Source organism: Bacillus spizizenii TU-B-10, from assembly GCF_000227465.1.
Lineage (GTDB): Bacteria > Bacillota > Bacilli > Bacillales > Bacillaceae > Bacillus > Bacillus spizizenii.
Window position 1 is genome coordinate 2,725,857 of the sequence record NC_016047.1, and the last position, 18,716, is coordinate 2,744,572.

The window sequence follows — 18,716 nt, forward strand, 5'->3', positions numbered from 1 at the left end:
CTAATTTTGTGATGAATGAAGCTTAATGGCGTCCCAGCAGCATTGTTCCAATTCAGTAATTAAATCCATGTCCATCTCTATATCACCCGTTTGGACGAGTTGATATATCTTGAGAAATGCCCCTAACACAATCGCAATTAACACATTAGAGGGCAGGCTGCGAATTACACCTTCTGCTTTTCCCTTATTAAAATAGTCATCAAGCATATGAGTCAGATTTTCTATCATTTTTCTGCTTGTGTCATTTAAGTAATGAGCGTTTTTTTTCGTTTCAAGAAAAAAAAGCGCATAGTCACTCTCTTTCGTAAATTGAACGAGACAGCAAAATACGTGGTGGAAGCCTTCTCTGACAGGCAATTCCGAAAAATCTTGCTTCAGCTTTTCCGTAAAGCGCTGGATGCTTTCCTGAAACAATACGTTGACGAGTGTTTCTTTGCTGTCAAAATAACGATAGATCGTTCCTGTTCCCACATGAGCTCGTTCAGCTATCATAGGGATAGTGGTAGCATTAAATCCCCTTTCCGTAAAAAGTGAGACTGACGCTTTCATAATCATGTCGTATTTACTGCTGGATGCGGATAACATGTAATGTTACAACCTCCGATTTATTACGGAATGAATATTCATTCCGCTTGTTCATAATGAATGCCCGATCTGTCTGATATCACCTCTTTACCCTTTCTTATGTTATCAGTTTATATGAAAAAAACTTTTTTTAATATAAAGTATATGCAAAAAATAAAAAATTAAGAAAATATACCCAAATCCCCATATAAGGGCTCTGGATATATTTCCCGAGAAATGATTTTATTTAACAGCCACAATGCAAAGACAAGAATCACGCCTAATGACAGAAAGATCCCTGAAATGCTGGTCTTTCAGCAGTTGAATATACATTTTCTCTTTTACATCAGTATTTGCATCAATACTGATGTAAAATCGGCCATCAATTTGAAGCACCCGGTAAATTTCTCTTAATGCAAGCCTAATATCAGTGCAGCTCTGAACCGTATGTAAGGAAAACACTTTATTAAAGGTACGGTCATCAAAGGGAATGTTCTCCGGATAGCCATGAAAAATCTCCCCTTTTCCGATGTTTTTTCGATTCGCGCGTGATATTTGTCTTACCTTTCGCTTTGATGGGTCAATGCTTTTTAAGCTTCCCTTTTCCAGTTTCTCGGTTATGCTCTTAAAGACAGTGCCATTTCCGACTCCAATTTCTAAAATTCTGTCATTTTCTTGTATATCTATAGAGTCAATCATCATATGCTCAATTGTTTTGGTTTGCTTATATTTCCGAGAAAATAATTTCAAAAGATTCGATCGTTTATAGAGTCTATTTTCTAGCATTTTAAACACCTGCTTTTGGTTTCCTATGTTTATTTATTATATTCGAAAAATAAACATCACCTTCATTTCTAAATGGGAATGAAGATATCAACTAGACGGCAATGTGTTTAAAAATGTTTCAATGGAACTGAACTTTTTCATTTTTTTCCGCAAAAAAAGCAGAAAACAAAATGTTTTCTGCCCTCTTTCTAGTGCCAATGATAAGGGAATACATACAGCCTATGCTGCTGCATGGCCATCAGCCTCTGCTGACGGAATGGATTTCCATAACCATGTTTGAAGGAATGCGGCATGGACGCATAACCATGGCCTATCGACGGCAGCCTTTTTTGATAATCGTTCATCATGCCATCACCTGCCTTACCGTAACGTTGATTTATCATATGCAGGCCGGCATTTTCTTGACAGCTGTTTCGCTAAACTTGGTCCTTCTCCATTGTATAATGCATCAATAATTCCATTCTAAGCATATGTCATCTCCTCCTTCAGCTTTTTCATTGCTTTTTAGCGCCAGTTTGTTAAATAAAGATGCTTTAACTGAGACTCTTTCATTTCATCATAAATCTGCTCAATCTGCTGTTCTCGTTCGAATTCTTCCGGGCTTTTAAACCGTTTGTTAATCGTTAACGTTAAAAAGAATAGGTTAATCGTCATATCGCTCACCCCCTTTCAAAGTCCGCTTCAAGCGAAATAACCCGCGGCATCAGTCCTTCTGCCGCGGGCAAATAAAAACCGCAGACAAAAGAAGACACCAATGCCTCTACTGCCTGCGGGGAGTTGCGTATGTCCGACTAATTCCGAATTTAATGCGTGCGATAAGCATCGGTTAAGGAAGGACACGAACTCTTCCACAGGCTGAATGAACCATGAACTTTTACTTGTGCATCACGTACAGGTTGACGTCGTTGTCTCATTGTCATTTTGTTCAGCCTCCTTTGCTTTTTTCTTACTTTGTAAGTATATCCACCAAATTCCATTTTGTAAACATCTTTTTCTAAAAATGGACGGAAATTGTGCAAATCATCGAATAGATTTATCCTTTGGTCATGATACCTGCTTCATTTCTTTTCTGGAGCGGTCTTTCTTATGATATGCGATAAAGTAAATGAGACCGACAAATACCGCTCCGCCGATGACATTGCCGATAAAAGCCGGAATGATGTTTCCGATAAACTGCCCCCACGTGAACGAGCCAGCAAAAATGGCAGCGGGAATCACAAACATGTTGGCGACAACGTGCTGAAATCCGATTGCCACAAAAGCCATTATTGGGAACCAGATGCCAAGAATTTTTCCTGCTCCGTCTTGAGCGCCGAAAGAAAGCCAAACGGCAAGACATACAAGCCAGTTACAGCCGATGCCGGAAACGAGAACCTTGCCGAAGCTCATATCGAGCTTTCCTTGTGCAACGGCGATTGTTTTTTCTAAATAAGGGCCTGTTTCAGTCAATCCAACCAAATGCCCGAAAAAGTAAGCAACAAATAATGCGCCGATTAAGTTCATAATTGTGACGATTCCCCAGTTAACCGCCAATTCTTTTACTGATATTTTTCTCGAAAATAAAGCCATCGCAACGGACATCATATTTCCTGTGATCAGTTCAGCGCCAGCGAGAACCACAAGGATCAGACCGACGGGAAATACTGCAGCCCCGATCAAGCTGGACAGGCTTCCCCATTCTTTCGGAAGGTCGCCGATCACCCTGATATCAAGCAAGTACCCAAGCGCGATAAATGCGCCTCCTAAAAACCCCAGCACAAGCAGAGACGGCAGCGGAAGCTTTATTTTTTTCACCCCTGCTTCAATTGCTGCATCTGCTATTTCATCCGGTTTCCGAAAAGCCATACTAAAACGCCTCCATTATTTCTTCTTTTCTCACAGTTTTGGCAGAAAGGCAATAAAAAAGGCAGCACTCAAATAACCTGTGTAAAACCAGGCGTTTGAATGCTGCCTAACTTGTATGCATACCCATACAACAATATCAAGCAGAATTAAGATATTGAAAGAGAATATATACAGTTCGTGCATACAATCCCATTGCTTTTTGCCTTCTATAACTGTAGCAACATCATATCAAATGTGACAAATTTGTGTCAATAATAAATATGCTAGCTTTGCAGAGCTTCTTTTTGATCATCTATTTTTTTGTCAAAGACAAACACAGATACAGCGATATTTTCCTCAATTTTAATATCAGAAAACAAATGGACAAGCTTAGCCCCCATCAGTTCCTCCATTCCTTCCGGCGTTTGTTTGGAATAAAGATCTTGAATCAGGCTTGTCCGGGCCGCATGTACCATTTCTCTTCCTTCAGGCGTGCGGGCGATAAACTGCTCGCTTGCACTCAGATTTCCGTACAGTGTTGAGACTGCCATGTTTTCTACAAATACAGTATGAATCCGTTCAGGTCCTTTTCCGAACAATTCTTTGCGAAGTTTTCGAATAATATCATTGAACTCATGAATTTTTTTAGACATGCTGATTACCCCTTCCGATACTGCCTCATCAGGCTTTTCCCGGTTCCCCTCAGGACATTTCACTTGGTTAAAATTTTCCTGATATATTGTATTATAATAAATATCACTTTATAATAAAAGCAGTGTTGATGGATTTGTAATAAGATCTTGTTATGAGTCTATCGGTTTATAAAAATCAAGGATTGGTCTGTTAGTAAGACTTGCTAGTGAACTATTCCGCCATGTGTGTTTACGCCTTCTTAGAATTAAGGACAGGTGTATCTATACATGGCTTTTTTTGACTCTTGAAAGAAAGATGGAGGGGAATATGAATATGATGGACGTTAAGTCGATCAGTGTCCGTGTTGACGGAACAGAAATTCAAGCACGAGCAGGGGCCACAATTTTAGATATTTTAAATGAAAACGGAATTGAGTACCCACAGATTTGCCACGTACCAGAGGTTGACCCGATTCAAACTTGTGATACTTGCATTGTAGAGGCAAACGGCAAGCTGGTTCGGTCATGCTCTACGGTCGCAGAAAATGGAATGTCAATTGATCTTTCCGGAAATCGGGTGAAAGAAGCGCAAACCGAAGCGATGGACCGCCTTCTTGAAAATCATTTGCTGTATTGTACGGTTTGCGATAACAACAATGGGAACTGTACGCTGCATAATACAGCGGAAATGATGGGGATCGAGCATCAAAAATACCCATACACGCCAAAAGAAGATCCGTCTTGCGCGGTTGACATGTCTCACCCGTTTTACCGCTATGATCCGAACCAATGTATTGCCTGCGGCCAGTGTGTTGAGGTGTGTCAAAACCTTCAGGTAAATGAAACACTCTCAATCGACTGGGAACGCGAACGTCCTCGCGTGATTTGGGATGAGGGAGTTCCGATCAATGAATCTTCTTGTGTCAGCTGCGGCCAGTGTGTCACAGTGTGCCCATGTAATGCGCTGATGGAAAAATCAATGCTCGGGCAGGCTGGCTTTATGACAGGCATCAAAGAGGATGTCATGGAACCGATGATTGACCTCGTGAAAAACGTTGAACCTGATTACGGCAGCATTTTTGCCATTTCTGAAGTCGAGGCGGCAATGCGTGAAACGAGAACGAAAAAAACCAAAACTGTATGTACGTTCTGCGGTGTCGGATGTTCTTTTGAAGTATGGACAAAAGGACGGGATATTTTAAAGATCCAACCTGTTTCTGACGCTCCGGTTAACGCGATTTCTACATGTGTCAAAGGGAAATTCGGCTGGGATTTCGTCAATTCTGAAGAGCGGATCACAAAGCCTTTAATCCGTAAAAACGGGGCATTTGTGGAATCTTCTTGGGAAGAAGCCCTCGATCTTGTCGCAAGCAGATTAGGCTCGATTAAAGAGCAGTACGGCAATGGATCTGTTGGGTTTATTTCTTCTTCTAAAATTACGAATGAAGAAAACTATGTCATTCAAAAATTAGCGCGTCAGGTATTTGAAACAAACAACGTCGATAACTGCTCACGCTACTGCCAGTCTCCTGCTACCGACGGATTGTTCCGCACTGTCGGCATGGGCGGTGACGCCGGCACGATTAAAGATATTGCCAAGGCCGGTCTCGTCATCATTGTCGGCGCCAATCCGGCGGAAGGACATCCGGTGCTTGCAACACGTGTCAAACGGGCGCACAAGCTCCACGGTCAAAAACTGATCGTTGCCGACTTGCGCAAAAATGAGATGGCTGAGCGGTCTGATCTATTCATCAGCCCTAAACAAGGAACAGACCAAGTTTGGCTGATGGCTGTTACGAAATATATGATCGACCAAGGCTGGCACGATCAGGCGTTTATTGATGAGAACGTGAATTACTTTGAAGATTATAAAGAAACGCTTAAAACCTATACGCTTGATTATGCGGAACGCATCACAGGCCTTTCTAAAGAAAACATCATTCGAATTGCCGAAATGATTCGTGACGCTGATGGAACTTGTGTCCTTTGGGGAATGGGTGTCACACAAAATACAGGCGGTTCTGATACGTCAGCAGCGATTTCAAACCTGCTTCTTGCTACGGGCAACTATCGCCGTCCGGGTGCCGGCGCTTATCCTCTGCGCGGACACAATAACGTACAAGGCGCTTGCGATATGGGAACACTGCCTGGCTGGCTGCCTGGATATCAGCATATAACAGATGAAAAAGCCCGCGCTAAATTTGAAGAGGCTTATGGTGTCGAGATTGATGGAAAGCCTGGTTTAGATAATATTCAAATGCTTCATTCCATTGAAGAAGGAAAAATGAAAGCAATGTATCTTGTCGGTGAGGATATGGCACTTGTCGATTCAAATGCGAACCATGTGCATGATATTTTATCAAGCCTTGATTTCTTCGTGGTTCAGGATATCTTCTTGTCAAGAACAGCTCAATATGCTGATGTCGTCTTGCCGGCTACTCCTTCACTTGAGAAAGACGGAACATTTACCAATACTGAACGCCGCGTGCAGCGATTATATCAGGCGCTGCCGACACTTGGTGACGCGAAACCGGATTGGTGGATCATTCAAGAGGTGGCAAACCGCTTAGGAGCGAACTGGAATTACAGCCATCCAAGTGACATTTTCTCAGAAATGGCGAGCCTTTCTCCTCTGTTTGCCAAAGCAAGCTATGAGGTGCTTGAAGGCTGGAACAGCTTCCTATGGGGCAGCTACTCAGGTGAAAGCACACCGCTTCTGTATGAAGACGGATTTAATTTCCCTGACAAAAAAGCCCGCTTTGCCCTTTCTGATTGGACTGAGCCAGCGGCATTTCCGGAAGAATATGATCTTCATATTAATAACGGCCGGATGCTGGAGCATTTCCACGAAGGAAACATGACAAATAAATCGAAAGGCATTCAAGCAAAAGTGCCGAATGTATTTGTTGAAATCTCGCCTGAGCTTGCACAGGAGCGGAATGTTTGTGACGGTTCGCTTGTACGGCTCGTTTCTCCGTTTGGAGCAGTCAAATTAAACGCGCTGATCACAGACCGTGTGCGGAAAAATGAACTTTATCTGCCAATGAACTCAACAGACAAAGAGTCAGCGATTAACTTCCTGACGGGGCCTGCAGCTGATAAACGGACGAACACGCCTGCTTATAAACAGACGAAGGTCCGCATGGAGGTGCTTGGAGGCTGCGAAACAGCGCCGCTTCCGAAAACAAATCCGCGGAACAAAAAACGGCACCCGCAAAACGGGGTCGAAGCAGAAAGAAAATGGAACCGTCCGGGCTATGTCCATCTGACTGATTAAACGAAAGGAGGAAAACGAATGGCCACTCCGATTACGACGATCAAAAAAGAAACAAAAACAGCAGAACAAATCAAGCTTGAAAAAATAGAAGAGCTGAAAGAGCTGCTGGCGGAAAATGAAGATGCCGTCTCTAAAACGATGACGTTAATGAATGAACTGAATGAACTTGGAATTTTTGACGCGGCAACAAGCATGCTGAGAGCGAAAGAAGACATCGCCAAGATTGCGCTTGGCCAGGTTTCGCGTGAGCCTGTCACCAATCTCATCAACACGATGATGGCCGCCGGAGGCGCATTAACAAAAGCAGATCCTGAGTTCACAGGAAAGCTTTTAGAAAGCGTGATGGCTGGAACTGAACAGGCGCAAAGCTTTTTAAAAGAAGACAAGAAAGTGGGAATTCTTGACCTTTTAAAAGCCATGAACGATCCTGATATCAACAGAGCCGTCGGCTTCGGCCTTCAGTTTTTAAAAGGCATGGGAAAAGAACTCCAAGAAAAATAATAAAAAAACAGCCATCGCTGAGTTGATGGCTGTTTTTTATTCGTCGGCTTCTTCCAAACGCTTCTTGTAAATCAATGAACGATCAACGCAAAAGAAGGCACCTGCTAAAAACACGCAATCCGCCAAAAACATCATCGATTTCTGGCCTAACGTTAAGCCTTGATCGGGAAGAACTGCGCCTATATATAAAAAAGTGCTGACTGCAAGCAATGTAAAAGCAAAATGCTTGTAGTCTTCTTTTAAAGATTTCATTCTATTTTTATTCAAAAGAATCACCTGCCAGATTCATAGTATACGACTATTATAATATAATCTGGCAGCTTACAGAGAAAGTAATTCTATCCATTTGTTATATATTTTCAAGCGCCTGCTCAATATCTTCCAGCAAATCCTCCGCATCTTCAATTCCTACAGAAATTCTAATCAATCCGTCCGTAATGCCTAATTCAAGCCTGCGCTCTCTCGGAATAGAGGCATGTGTCATTCTTGCCGGAACAGAAATTAAGCTTTCTACCGCGCCCAGGCTTTCAGCAATGGTAAACAGTTTCAGATTCCCTAAAAATGCATCAACCCGCTCTTCACTGCCGATATCAAAGGAGATCATGCCACCGAAGCCAGACCCTTGTGTTTTTGCGAGCTCATGTCCGGGATGATTTGAAGAACCAGGATAATATAACGTTTGGACACCAGGATGATTCTCCAGAAAACTTGCGATTTTCCGCGCATTTTGATCGATCGCTTCCATTCTGAGTCCCAATGTTTTGATTCCTCTCATTAACAGCCAGGAATCTTGAGGGCCAAGGACGCCGCCTGTGGAGTTTTGCACAAAATGCAGCTCTTCTCCAAGCTCTTTCGAAGCTGTCACAACTAAACCGCCGACGACGTCACTGTGTCCGCCAAGATATTTTGTCGCACTGTGAAGCACGATATCAGCTCCTAAAGTAAGCGGCTGCTGAAAATAAGGAGTGTTAAAGGTATTGTCGACGATAAGCAGAACACCCGCTTTTTTTGCGATATCAGCCATGAGCGCCAAGTCGGTGATTTTGAGCAGCGGGTTTGTCGGTGTCTCAATATAAATGGCTTTTGTGTTTGGGCGAATCGCTTTTTCAACTTCTTCTCTGCTGCTTGTATCGACAAATGTTGATTCAATGCCAAGACGATTAAGTACCTTTGTCATCACGCGGTATGTTCCGCCATACACATCATCAGTCAACACGACATGATCTCCGCTGTTAAACAGCATCATAACCGCTGTAATAGCAGCCATTCCAGAACTGAACGCATAGCCTGCTTCCCCGCCTTCCAGCTCTGTCACAAGTGCTTCGAGAGCGGACCTTGTCGGATTGGCCGTTCTTGAATACTCATAGCCGGTATGCTGCCCTGCTTTCGGCTGCTTGTACGTGCTTACTTGATAAATAGGCACGGACACTGCGCCTGTTTTCTCATCACCTGTGATTCCCCCATGAATCATCAATGTTTTTTTCTTCATATCAGATGCCTCCTTCGTATATTTGTTTGCTGATATATCGATCACTGCTGTCAGGAAATACGGTGACAATGTTTGTTCCTGCGGATGCTTTTTTCGCTTCCTCCAATGCTGCATAAAGCGCTGCACCTGAAGAGCTTCCGATCAGCAGACCTTCTTTTTCTGCCGCTTCTTTCACAAGTCTAAACGCATTCTCATCTGTTACGGTGTAGATCTCATCAAAATGGCTCTCATTCATATAATCGGGGATGAACTCCATGCCGATGCCTTCTGTTTTATGAGCGTGTGGCTCTCCGCCATTTAAAATGGAGCCCTCTGGTTCAACAATCACTGTTTTGACTGCTGGATGTTTTTCTTTTAAGAAGGAAGCAGTTCCTGCGAATGTGCCCCCTGATCCTGCCCCTGCGACAAACGTATGAATATTGCCGTCAAGCGCTTCCCATATTTCAGGTCCAAGCGTCTTGTAGTAAGTCGATGGATTTACTTGGTTTTTAAATTGCAAAACGCAATAAGAATTTTCAATTTCTGTCTCAAGCTGAATGGCTTTTTGAATGGCTCCCTGCATTCCGTCTTGACGCGGTGTATGAATAATTGATGCTCCAAGCGCTTGCATAATTTGCTGCTTCTCTGTGCTGAAATGTTCAGGGACACAGAAAATCGCTTTTAACCCATATTTTCTGGCACTCAGCGCAAGGCCGATCCCTGTATTGCCTGCCGTGGCTTCTATAATCACTCCGCCGGGCTTCACCTTTCCCGACTCCAGGGCGTCACGGATCAGCATATCTCCCAGTCTGTCTTTGATGCTTCCACCGGGATTCATCATTTCAAGCTTGGCATACACTGCGACTCCCTCAGGGACATCAAAGTTCTTCAGGCGGAGAAGCGGTGTGTTCCCAATCAGCTCGGTAATGTCCGTAATAACAGTCATATATGTCCTCCTCCTTGATAGAGGTTGTTTTTAGGGAAAACGGAGGAGAATTCTCCCCCGTTTTTAATGAATTCGTTTGATCACTTTTAACACAAGCTCTGTTGAATTGACAGCCGCCTGCTCTAAAAATTGGTCAAATGATACATGTGATTCTTTTCCTGCGATATCAGATAACGCTCTGATGACGACAAACGGCGTTTTAAATTGATAGCACACTTGAGCCACTGCCGCAGCCTCCATTTCAACCGCGTACAGATCAGAAAATCTCGCACGCACCTCTTCAACCCGCTTTGGATCGTTCATGAAAGAATCGCCTGTTGCGATCGTTCCTTTTGCGACCTGAATGCCGTCTAGTTCAGAAATTGCTTCTTCAGTGATGCTGATCAGCTTTTCATCTGCCGCATAAGCAGCAGGAAGACCCGGAACCTGACCGTATTCATAATCAAAGGCTGTTACATCTACATCATGGTGGCGAACGTCAGTAGAAATAACGACGTCTCCTACATTCAGTGTATGATGAAATCCGCCCGCTGAGCCTGTGTTAATGACATAATCAGGCTTGTAACGGTCAAGCAGAAGCGTTGTGCTGATGGCAGCATTTACTTTTCCAATTCCTGATTTTAAAAGAATCACTTCGGTTCCTTCATATTCGCCTGTTGTAAATTCACAGTGTGCGATTGTTTCTGTTTTTGCATTTTCAAGTTTGCTTCTTAGGATGGTAACTTCCTCTTCCATTGCTCCGATGACTGCTAGTTTCATCTATTCACATTCCCTTCACTTTACCGTTTGATCGCCTCCATTATCCACACGAAGTCGTTTTGCTGAGTGAATTGGACTGCAAAACCTTCAGCTGTAAACATCGCTTTCAACGCATCCAATGTAGGATAATGCTCCGTCTCTAAATCATTTGCCAGCTGATAGAAGCCTTGAGAACGGGCTTTATCAATAGCCTGTTGATATGCTTGCATATCTTCAAAGACGGTATCGGCAAACACTATTCTATCATGCAAGTGAAGGTATTTGCCATATTGCTTTATGGCAGCCCGCTTTTCTTCGTCGGTCAAGTGATGAAAAGCATATGAACTGACAATTGTGTCAGCATGAAATGGCGGTTCAGGAAATGCCAGGAAGTCTCCGTCAACGATTTCCGCCCTGCCTGAAAGCTTGTCAGAAGCCAATTTGCGCATTGCTGGAGACGGTTCAATTCCAAATACAGATTTGCCCGCCTCCAGCAGCTTGGCTGTCAAATTCCCCGTTCCCGGGCCAAATTCTAACACATGCGTTCCAGACCTGCTGACGATGGCATCAAGGATATCATCGTAGCCTCTGAATGCTTCTTTATACTGAATATCAAAACCTTGTACTGTTTGGTCATAAGTTGCTGCCCAATCTTCAAAGAGAGGGATAAATTCACGCCCCATATTTGTCACACTCCATATTTTATAATTCCTATATGCATACTATGAATTAATGATGGAACAGTTCCTATAATACCACATCTTCCAGAAAGCAGGTACTAAAACACTTTGTGTATTTTATGCCATCTATATTGCGCGTTTACCGCAAAAAAGCTTATACTTCATATGACTTGTGAAAGCTGGAGGGTCGAGAGATGAATTTTCAATTAGATTTGATAAAAGACAAAGTGGAATTTTTCGAAGCGGCTTCATTGCAGGAGCTTGAAAAGAAAATCAATACACAAATTGAAAACAATAAAGCCATCATGCTCCGGGTGAAATCTGTATCACACCAAACTGCTGTGGCAGACGGAAGAATATTGTACAGCGCGGTTGTTCATTTCGCAGCTGAGGCCTAAAACAAAAGCAGCCGGCTCTTAACCGGCTGCTTTTGTTTATTTTAGTTTTTCTACTTTTGTCGGCTTCCAGCCTTTTTCATCAACCCATGTAATCGTGACTTGATATTTATCCCCAGTCGTCTTGTCTAAAATCTTGCCTTTGGCATCCTGAGGGCTGCCGTTGTTTCCGAGCCAGAGCACCGTCATGTGATCTGTTGAAACACCAGTTGCATATGAAATGGCTTTTAGCATCTCAGCCCAGTCTTGTGAGCTTGAGTCATAAGTGGCTGCGTGCTCGCCCGTCTGCTCAGTTCCGACTGCTTTCCAGTCAGGATTTTCATACGTTTTTTCCACGTCGCTTGATGAGCCGCCTTCAGTAACTTTTGCGTCTTTAAGCGGGTCATCTGAATCTGAGCTTGAGTCTGAATCAGAATCATCATTTTTAGAAGAAGAATCATCTTTTTTGGAATCTGAGTCAGAAGATTTCTCAGAATCCTTTTCGCTGTCAGATGTATCTTTCTTGCTGTCTTTTATATCTTCGTCCGATTTCTTTTCCGTCTTTCCTGAAGCCGGAGATTCCTGTTTTTGCGCTGTTTCAGAATCCTTGCTGACATCTTTGCTAGAAGGACTGTTAATGAAGAGATTAGCTGCTACTACGACAATTAGTATGGATACGATTGCGATTAAAATGTTAAGCACTAAATTAGCTTTCCTGCGCTTATCACGGTTTTCATAACGAGATTGATTATTGCTCAATAATTCTGCACTCCTTTATCCCTCTTGGCTCAGCATATATTTTACCATGTGCTGAGAAGTTGTTCTATTTCTTATTGATTTCAATTTCGTGTACTTTTTTAACAATATCATAAAACACCGAATTTGTCAGAGCCTTATCCCCCGGCGTATCCATGTGTAAAACGACAAGAGCGTATTTCGGCTTATCCGCCGGAAAATATCCGGCAAACCATTTTTCATAGAGCGTTTCTTTCTCCTTTGAAAGTTTGCCTGTCTGGGCTGTGCCTGACTTCCCTGCTACAGTATACGGAAGATCCTGAAACCTTCTGCCCGTTCCGGAAGGAGATTCCACCACCCGCCGCAGCATTTTTTGAAGCTGCTGTGCCGTATATTTATCTATCGTTTCTCCTTTGAGCTTTTGATCTTTAAACTTAACGAGTGTTGTGCCGTTTTTATATTCAATTTGTTCAGCGATTTTCACCTGCCGCTTGTCTCCGCCGCGGGCGATTGTCGCCATCATATTGGCTACCTCGAGTGGCGTTACCCTTACATTTTTCTGCCCGATCGCTGTTTGCGCAATGGCTTTTTTGACTGATTTGTCTTTTTCATCCCCCCAAATCACGCCGCTTTTTTCGTTATACAACTGGCGGAAATCTGTTTCGTGATACAGTTTTCCTTCCCAGCCTGCCCGATCAGTGAGAGCCAGCTTTTCGGACATGTCTTCAATAACCGAGCTGTCTTTTTTCATTAATTGTTCTGCAAGACTCGTAAATGTGTAATTGCAGCTTTGGGCAAAACTTTCATCAAAAGACAAGGTTCCTTTGTCGTCGCCCGGTTCCCCGTACAGGTTTAAATTACAATTAAAGGTTTGGCTCGGCTTCACCGTATCATTTTCGATCGCAGCTGCGGCAATGACTGTTTTAAAAACAGAACCGGGATAGATTGGCGTCAGCATATAATTTTGAAGCGTGTTTTGCCGTGAGACATCGGCATCCGGTTTGCTTACAATTCCCAGAACGCTGCTATTTTCGATGTCCAGCAGCACAGCTCCTCCTTTTTTCAGCCCCTGTTCATCCAATACCTCCTCCATCGCTTTTTGAATGCTTTGATCGATCGTTGTTTTGATCTGGAGCGGATAAAATGTATTGGCTTCAGCTGTATATTTGACGTCCATGCCAAACAAAGGGTTTCCTTTTCCGTCCACATGATATAAAAGCTTTGTGTCTTGTTCCGGAAGCAAAAACTCATCAAATGTCCGTTCTAAACCGGTTGTACCGATTTTTGTTGTAATCGGAAGGTTCTCCATATCAGGATATTTCTTGCGGAGAAGCGCCGGATCTTGATTCGTGCTCCCTATTGTATGTGAAGCAAGGCTGGGCTTGTCTTCATTCTCCATATATACGCCGTAAACGCCGGGATATTTCAAAGAATTGATTTTTGTGATGGATTGTTTCGAAAGTGTTTTGATTTTCTTTTGTTGCAAAATGACCGGTTTTTTCGCTTTTGCGAGTGTCTGGTGCAGTTCATCTTCAGACATGTCGAGGATGTCCGCAACCTTTTTGATCGGCCAATCCTGCGTCAGCAGAAAAGGAAACAAGACAACCGCAGGCTCGCTTTGGCCGGTCAGCGCCTGCCCGTTTCGATCTAAAAAGGAGCCTCTTCCGTCAGAAATGAGCACTTCCTCCGTCCGCTGTTTCACGCTTTCCTGGATCAAATTGATTTTCTTTTTTGAAAATGACTCTGTGAAAAACAGCTGGATTTCCGCCAGCCTTAGCAGAAGCAGAAAAAACACGACCAAAAAAGCAATGACTGCCAGCTTCATTCGTTTCGATATCTTCATAAAAAAACACCTCACCCACATTGTGGACGAGGTGTTTCTTTGCTAAACGGATATTATGAAATTTTCACAATTTTCACGAGCATTTCTCCGCCCGGTGTTTGAACTGTGACTTCTTCATCTACTTTTTTGCCCAGCAGGCTTTTTGCGATCGGTGAATCGTTTGAGATCTTTCCTTCAAACGGATCAGCTTCAGCGCTTCCAACGATTGTATATGATTCTTCATCACCGTCAGGCAGTTCGACGAAAGTGACGGTTTTACCCAAACCGACAACGTTAGAGCCGCCGTCATCTTCAATGATTTTCGCGTTGCGGATCATATTTTCAAGAGTCGTCACACGACCCTCTACGAATGCCTGCTCTTCTTTCGCTGAATCGTATTCAGAGTTCTCGGAAAGGTCTCCGAAACTTCTCGCAATTTTGATGCGTTCTACTACTTCTTTTCGTTTAACCGTTTTCAAATATTCTAATTCTTGTTCAAGTTTTTGTTTTCCTTCTTCAGTCATAGGAAAAACTTTCTCTTGTGCCATGTCCCTTCACTCCTTCTGGTTGTCCCTCAACATCTTCGATTATGTATGAGAGCATAAACTAAAAAATACAAGAATGAGAACACAGGGCAGTCCTCGTTCTTCTCTCCCATATAGGTACTGTTTATCTTAAACTGAATCTTGTCGTTCTGCAAATATTTCGCGTTTATAAACAGGGAAAGAAGGGAATTTGCACATCCCCTTCCTGCCTATACATAATATGGTCAGAGTTATTTATGTCTATGCTATGGTATTACAAAATCGCGTTTTGTTCAAGAATGGTTTGGATTTTTGTGACCATCAGATCAATTGCGACGTGATTCTGTCCGCCTTCCGGGATAATAATATCAGCGTATCGTTTCGTCGGCTCGACAAATTGGTTATGCATCGGGCGGACAACTGACACATATTGTTCAATGACAGAGTCAATAGAGCGGCCGCGCTCATTAATATCTCTCATAATCCGTCTGATGATACGCAAGTCAGCGTCTGTATCAACGTAAAGCTTGATATCCATCAGATCACGGAGCCTTTTGTCTTCAAGAACTAGAATGCCTTCAAGGATAATAACATCCTTGGGCTCTACGTGAACCGTTTCTTCTGAACGTGTGTGAAGCTTATAGTCGTAAATCGGCTTTTCAATCGGGCGGTAATTCAATAGATCTTGAATATGCTCGATTAAATAGTCATTATCAAACGCAAGTGGATGATCATAGTTTGTGTTGAGCCTTTCTTCAAATGGAAGATGGCTTTGGTCTTTATAATAAAGGTCTTGCTGGATCATTAAAATCGAGTGCCCTTTAAATTGTTCATAGATGGACCGTGTGACACTCGTTTTTCCTGAACCGGAACCTCCTGCGATTCCAATGACTACTGGATTCTTACCCATGGGTGTTACTTCCCCTTTCTCATCATGTTGCTCGGATAAATCTTTTTGTCTAGTTTGAATTTGACAATTTGCAGAGGATGGCGGGCAGCATCTAGCTCATTACCGTCTTCGTCCCAAATGGTTTCAATCGTATGTGTAAAGTTTTCGATTTCCGGACCGAAAAATTCCACTTCGTCGCCTTTTTTGAAGAAATTGCGCTGCTGAAGTGTGACCATTTGTGTGTCTTCATCATAATTCAGCACTAAGCCGACAAAATCAAACGTCGTTTTTTTGGCGTGCTCACCGAACATTTGCTCTTCATAGCCTGGCGTTCCTTCAAAGAAAGCTGTCGCAGTGTCCCGGTTGGCGCACTTATCAAGCTCTTCAAGCCATTCTTTTTGAATCACAAAGTTATCCGGATCAGCGCAATAAGCGTCAATGACTTTGCGGTATACGCTGACAACTGTTGCTACATAGTGAATTGATTTCATGCGACCTTCAATCTTTAAGCTGTCGATGCCCATTTCGATCATTTTCGGAATGGATTCAATCAGCTTCAAATCTTTCGGGCTCATCGCAAATGGCGCATCTTCTTCACCGTACAAAGCAACGGCGTTGGCACCGTCTGTTTGATAAAGATCATAATCCCAGCGGCATGATTGGCAGCAGCCTCCGCGATTGGAATCCCGCGCTGTCATGTGATTGCTCAGGACACAGCGGCCGGAATATGCGATACACATCGCGCCGTGAATAAAGGATTCGATTTCGATATCTACTTTTTCTTTCATTTCTCTGATTTCCAGAGCGCTTGTTTCACGTGCCAGCACGACGCGGTCAAGGCCTTCTTCCTTCCAGAACTGGACAGCCTTCCAGTTTGAAAGAGACTGCTGTGTGCTCAAGTGAACCTCAACATTCGGCGCCACTCTGCGGCATGTTTCGATAATAAGCGGATCTGCCACAATGATGCCGGCAACGTTGGCGTCTCCAAGTGCTTTCAAGTATTCTTCAAGCCCGTCCATGTTTTCATTATGGGCGAAAATATTTGTCGTTACGTAGATCTTCGCGCCATATTGTTTCGCGAATTCAACGCCTTCTGCAATTTCTTCGATCGTAAAGTTATCGGCATTTGAACGCAGCCCATATTCCTGTCCTCCGATAAAGACCGCGTCCGCTCCGTAATGAACAGCGATTTTCAGCTTTTCAAGATTACCCGCAGGTGCGAGGAGCTCCGGCTTTTTTGTAATCACACGCTTCCCATTGACGATTGTGGATATTTTATCATTTACGGCAGTCATAGCTTAACCTCCTTTTGATTAATAAACCGTTTCTTTGAAGAAGAATCCGGTATCGATTTTTCTGTTAACTGGCTGGATGCTTTCTATGCGTTCAATCCAGTCTTCTTTTTTCGCTTCGTATTCGTCACGGTTTTCCACACACAGATCAATCGCTTCTCTGTACATTTTGGTGACTTCTATTAGGTATTCAGGCGTTTTCAGGACACCATCGATTTTGAAAGAATCAATGCCTGCATCAATCAATTCCTCAAGCTCATCAATGATGCACACATCGTTCGGGCTCATGATGTGCGTGCCGTTTTCATCTTCGAAAATCGGATATTTATTATCACGTTCTTTATCATGCAAGAACATGCCCGATTCTTTTTTCTTTCCTTCAATGTCCATGACTTTGCCTTGGTATTCAAAATAGTTTCCAATCAAAGAACGCTTCGATTGGAACATGCACGTCATTCCATGCACGTGGATTTCAATTTCGACTTCAGCGTTTTCTTTAATCTCCACAATGCTGTCCATGTTTAACTCTCTGGCAAGCACAGAACGCGCCGCGCCTTTTCGTCCCCAGTAGTTGCATGTATAGTAGTTGGTGCCTGTCGTTTCTGTGCTCCAATGAAGCTTCAGGTCAGGCGCAGATTCACGAGCAGCCATAAGCACGGCAGGATCACCGAATACCGCTGCATCGACACCGGTTTCCGCTAAGAAAGCCAGATATTCGCCAAGCTCCCCTACTTTATCGTTATGGAAAATTGCATTTACAGCAACGTATACTTTTGCCCCTTCTTTGTGAGCAATCTCTACGGATTTTGTTACATCTTCACGAGAAAATTCTCCGGCTAATCTCAAGCCGTATCTCTGTTCCCCAACTAAAAACGCAGTTGCTCCCGCCTGTATCAGCGGCAAAATGTCCGCCGTACTCGTCGGCGTCACTAAGAGCTCTGGTTTTTTCATGACGTTCACCTCTTCTTTTTACTAATCGCAAGTCCATCCCCGACAGGAATAATCGCAGTTTGATAATCGGGATGATTCATCAGCCAATGATTATATTCATCAATTTTTGTTACCAGCCTGCGCCTTCTTTTCGGTTCTATTTTGCTGTAATCCTCTGCCACCAGACCTTTAAACAGCACGTTGTCTGTTAAAATCACCCCGTCCGGTGAAAGCATCGGTTCATATAAATGAAAAAAGTTTTGATACTGACCTTTTGCAGCGTCAATAAAAATGACATCGTAAGGCGCGGTTACATGAACGGCGTCGGCTAATTCAAGCGCGTCTCCGTAAAAAACATGAATCCGGTCATCAAGCTGAAATTCCTTGATATTGTTTACCGCTTCTTCATGCCGTTTCTCATTGCGTTCAATTGTATATATTTCAGCAGACGGCAGCTCCAGCGCCATTCGAATGGCGGAATAACCAATGGCCGTTCCGATTTCTAGTATTTTTTTCGGCTGTTTCACAGACAAAATTTGAAGCAGCACCTCCATGCCCGCTTTTTCCATGATCGGGACATGATGTTCTTCTGCATATGCTTCAAGCTTCTTCACGTTTTCCGGCCGAGGCTTCAATAATGCTTCTATATAGTCATTTATTTGTTCATACCGGTCAGTCACAACAAACAGCTCCGTTCTAAAAAGGAGTGCCCCAGTCTTTTTACACAGGACACT

General features: G+C 43.3%; 21 protein-coding genes. 3 read left to right on the top strand and 18 right to left on the bottom strand.

Annotated elements, in window-relative coordinates; translation table 11 throughout:
* The 6 genes from fatR to GYO_RS35650 form a co-directional block, all read right to left on the bottom strand.
* Nucleotides 1–585 carry a transcriptional regulator FatR gene (fatR, locus tag GYO_RS35630; protein ID WP_041521019.1) on the bottom strand — a complete coding sequence of 195 codons (585 nt, stop codon included), beginning with the start codon at nt 583–585 and terminating at the stop codon, nt 1–3.
* Between the two features lie 222 nt (nt 586–807).
* Entirely contained in the window at nt 808–1,350 is a 543-nt protein-coding gene (locus tag GYO_RS35635) for a class I SAM-dependent methyltransferase (protein WP_014114587.1), read from the bottom strand.
* Nucleotides 1,351–1,538: 188 nt separating this feature from the next.
* On the bottom strand, nt 1,539–1,697 hold the full coding sequence (locus tag GYO_RS43800) for a hypothetical protein (protein ID WP_014114589.1): 159 nt from the start codon (nt 1,695–1,697) through the stop codon (nt 1,539–1,541).
* Nucleotides 1,698–1,854: 157 nt separating this feature from the next.
* The gene (locus GYO_RS35640) at nt 1,855–2,004 is read right to left on the bottom strand and encodes a YrzI family small protein (RefSeq protein ID WP_003237348.1); all 150 of its coding nucleotides are present in this window, start codon (nt 2,002–2,004) and stop codon (nt 1,855–1,857) included.
* Between the two features lie 390 nt (nt 2,005–2,394).
* Complete coding sequence (locus tag GYO_RS35645) at nt 2,395–3,195, bottom strand: formate/nitrite transporter family protein (protein WP_003225944.1); 801 nt, start codon at nt 3,193–3,195, stop codon at nt 2,395–2,397.
* Between the two features lie 263 nt (nt 3,196–3,458).
* The gene (locus GYO_RS35650; RefSeq protein ID WP_003237353.1) at nt 3,459–3,827 is read right to left on the bottom strand and encodes a Na-translocating system protein MpsC family protein; all 369 of its coding nucleotides are present in this window, start codon (nt 3,825–3,827) and stop codon (nt 3,459–3,461) included.
* Between the two features lie 313 nt (nt 3,828–4,140).
* Between GYO_RS35650 and fdhF the strand changes: the two genes are divergently transcribed.
* Together fdhF and GYO_RS35660 are read left to right on the top strand one after the other, a co-directional pair.
* Nucleotides 4,141–7,083, top strand: a complete 2,943-nt coding sequence (fdhF, locus tag GYO_RS35655) for a formate dehydrogenase subunit alpha (protein ID WP_080010137.1) — start codon at nt 4,141–4,143, stop codon at nt 7,081–7,083.
* Nucleotides 7,084–7,101: 18 nt separating this feature from the next.
* Nucleotides 7,102–7,584, top strand: coding sequence for a helical membrane plugin domain-containing protein (locus GYO_RS35660; protein ID WP_003225938.1), 483 nt, complete (start codon nt 7,102–7,104; stop codon nt 7,582–7,584).
* Nucleotides 7,585–7,620: 36 nt separating this feature from the next.
* Here GYO_RS35660 and GYO_RS35665 read toward each other — a convergent pair whose 3' ends face one another.
* From GYO_RS35665 to GYO_RS35685, 5 genes are all read right to left on the bottom strand, one after another.
* A complete protein-coding gene (locus GYO_RS35665) occupies nt 7,621–7,851 on the bottom strand; it encodes a YrhC family protein (protein ID WP_014114591.1) in 231 nt (76 codons plus the stop codon).
* Between the two features lie 82 nt (nt 7,852–7,933).
* On the bottom strand, nt 7,934–9,073 hold the full coding sequence (locus tag GYO_RS35670) for a bifunctional cystathionine gamma-lyase/homocysteine desulfhydrase (protein ID WP_014114592.1): 1,140 nt from the start codon (nt 9,071–9,073) through the stop codon (nt 7,934–7,936).
* Between the two features lies 1 nt (nt 9,074).
* Nucleotides 9,075–9,998 (bottom strand): O-acetylserine dependent cystathionine beta-synthase, encoded by a 924-nt coding sequence (locus GYO_RS35675; protein ID WP_014114593.1) that lies wholly within the window; start codon nt 9,996–9,998, stop codon nt 9,075–9,077.
* Nucleotides 9,999–10,061: 63 nt separating this feature from the next.
* Complete coding sequence (gene mtnN / locus GYO_RS35680; protein ID WP_014114594.1) at nt 10,062–10,757, bottom strand: 5'-methylthioadenosine/S-adenosylhomocysteine nucleosidase; 696 nt, start codon at nt 10,755–10,757, stop codon at nt 10,062–10,064.
* 20 nt (nt 10,758–10,777) lie between these two features.
* Complete coding sequence (locus GYO_RS35685) at nt 10,778–11,419, bottom strand: class I SAM-dependent DNA methyltransferase (protein WP_014114595.1); 642 nt, start codon at nt 11,417–11,419, stop codon at nt 10,778–10,780.
* A gap of 191 nt (nt 11,420–11,610) precedes the next feature.
* Here GYO_RS35685 and GYO_RS35690 point away from each other — a divergent pair, with 191 nt between their 5' ends.
* Nucleotides 11,611–11,814 carry a YrzA family protein gene (locus GYO_RS35690; protein WP_003225924.1) on the top strand — a complete coding sequence of 68 codons (204 nt, stop codon included), beginning with the start codon at nt 11,611–11,613 and terminating at the stop codon, nt 11,812–11,814.
* A gap of 36 nt (nt 11,815–11,850) precedes the next feature.
* Here GYO_RS35690 and GYO_RS35695 read toward each other — a convergent pair whose 3' ends face one another.
* The 7 genes from GYO_RS35695 to GYO_RS35725 all read right to left on the bottom strand — a co-directional run bounded on the left by GYO_RS35695 (nt 11,851) and on the right by GYO_RS35725 (nt 18,662).
* Nucleotides 11,851–12,549, bottom strand: a complete 699-nt coding sequence (locus GYO_RS35695; RefSeq protein ID WP_041521020.1) for a YrrS family protein — start codon at nt 12,547–12,549, stop codon at nt 11,851–11,853.
* Nucleotides 12,550–12,613: 64 nt separating this feature from the next.
* Nucleotides 12,614–14,368, bottom strand: a complete 1,755-nt coding sequence (locus tag GYO_RS35700; protein WP_014114597.1) for a peptidoglycan D,D-transpeptidase FtsI family protein — start codon at nt 14,366–14,368, stop codon at nt 12,614–12,616.
* A 53-nt stretch (nt 14,369–14,421) separates the two neighbouring features.
* Nucleotides 14,422–14,895 carry a transcription elongation factor GreA gene (gene greA / locus GYO_RS35705; RefSeq protein WP_003225918.1) on the bottom strand — a complete coding sequence of 158 codons (474 nt, stop codon included), beginning with the start codon at nt 14,893–14,895 and terminating at the stop codon, nt 14,422–14,424.
* A 250-nt stretch (nt 14,896–15,145) separates the two neighbouring features.
* Complete coding sequence (gene udk, locus GYO_RS35710) at nt 15,146–15,781, bottom strand: uridine kinase (protein ID WP_003225916.1); 636 nt, start codon at nt 15,779–15,781, stop codon at nt 15,146–15,148.
* Between the two features lie 5 nt (nt 15,782–15,786).
* Entirely contained in the window at nt 15,787–17,055 is a 1,269-nt protein-coding gene (locus GYO_RS35715) for a peptidase U32 family protein (RefSeq protein WP_014114598.1), read from the bottom strand.
* An 18-nt stretch (nt 17,056–17,073) separates the two neighbouring features.
* Nucleotides 17,074–18,003, bottom strand: coding sequence for a peptidase U32 family protein (locus GYO_RS35720; protein WP_014114599.1), 930 nt, complete (start codon nt 18,001–18,003; stop codon nt 17,074–17,076).
* 5 nt (nt 18,004–18,008) lie between these two features.
* A complete protein-coding gene (locus GYO_RS35725) occupies nt 18,009–18,662 on the bottom strand; it encodes an O-methyltransferase (protein WP_014114600.1) in 654 nt (217 codons plus the stop codon).
* Nucleotides 18,663–18,716: the final 54 nt, after the last annotated feature.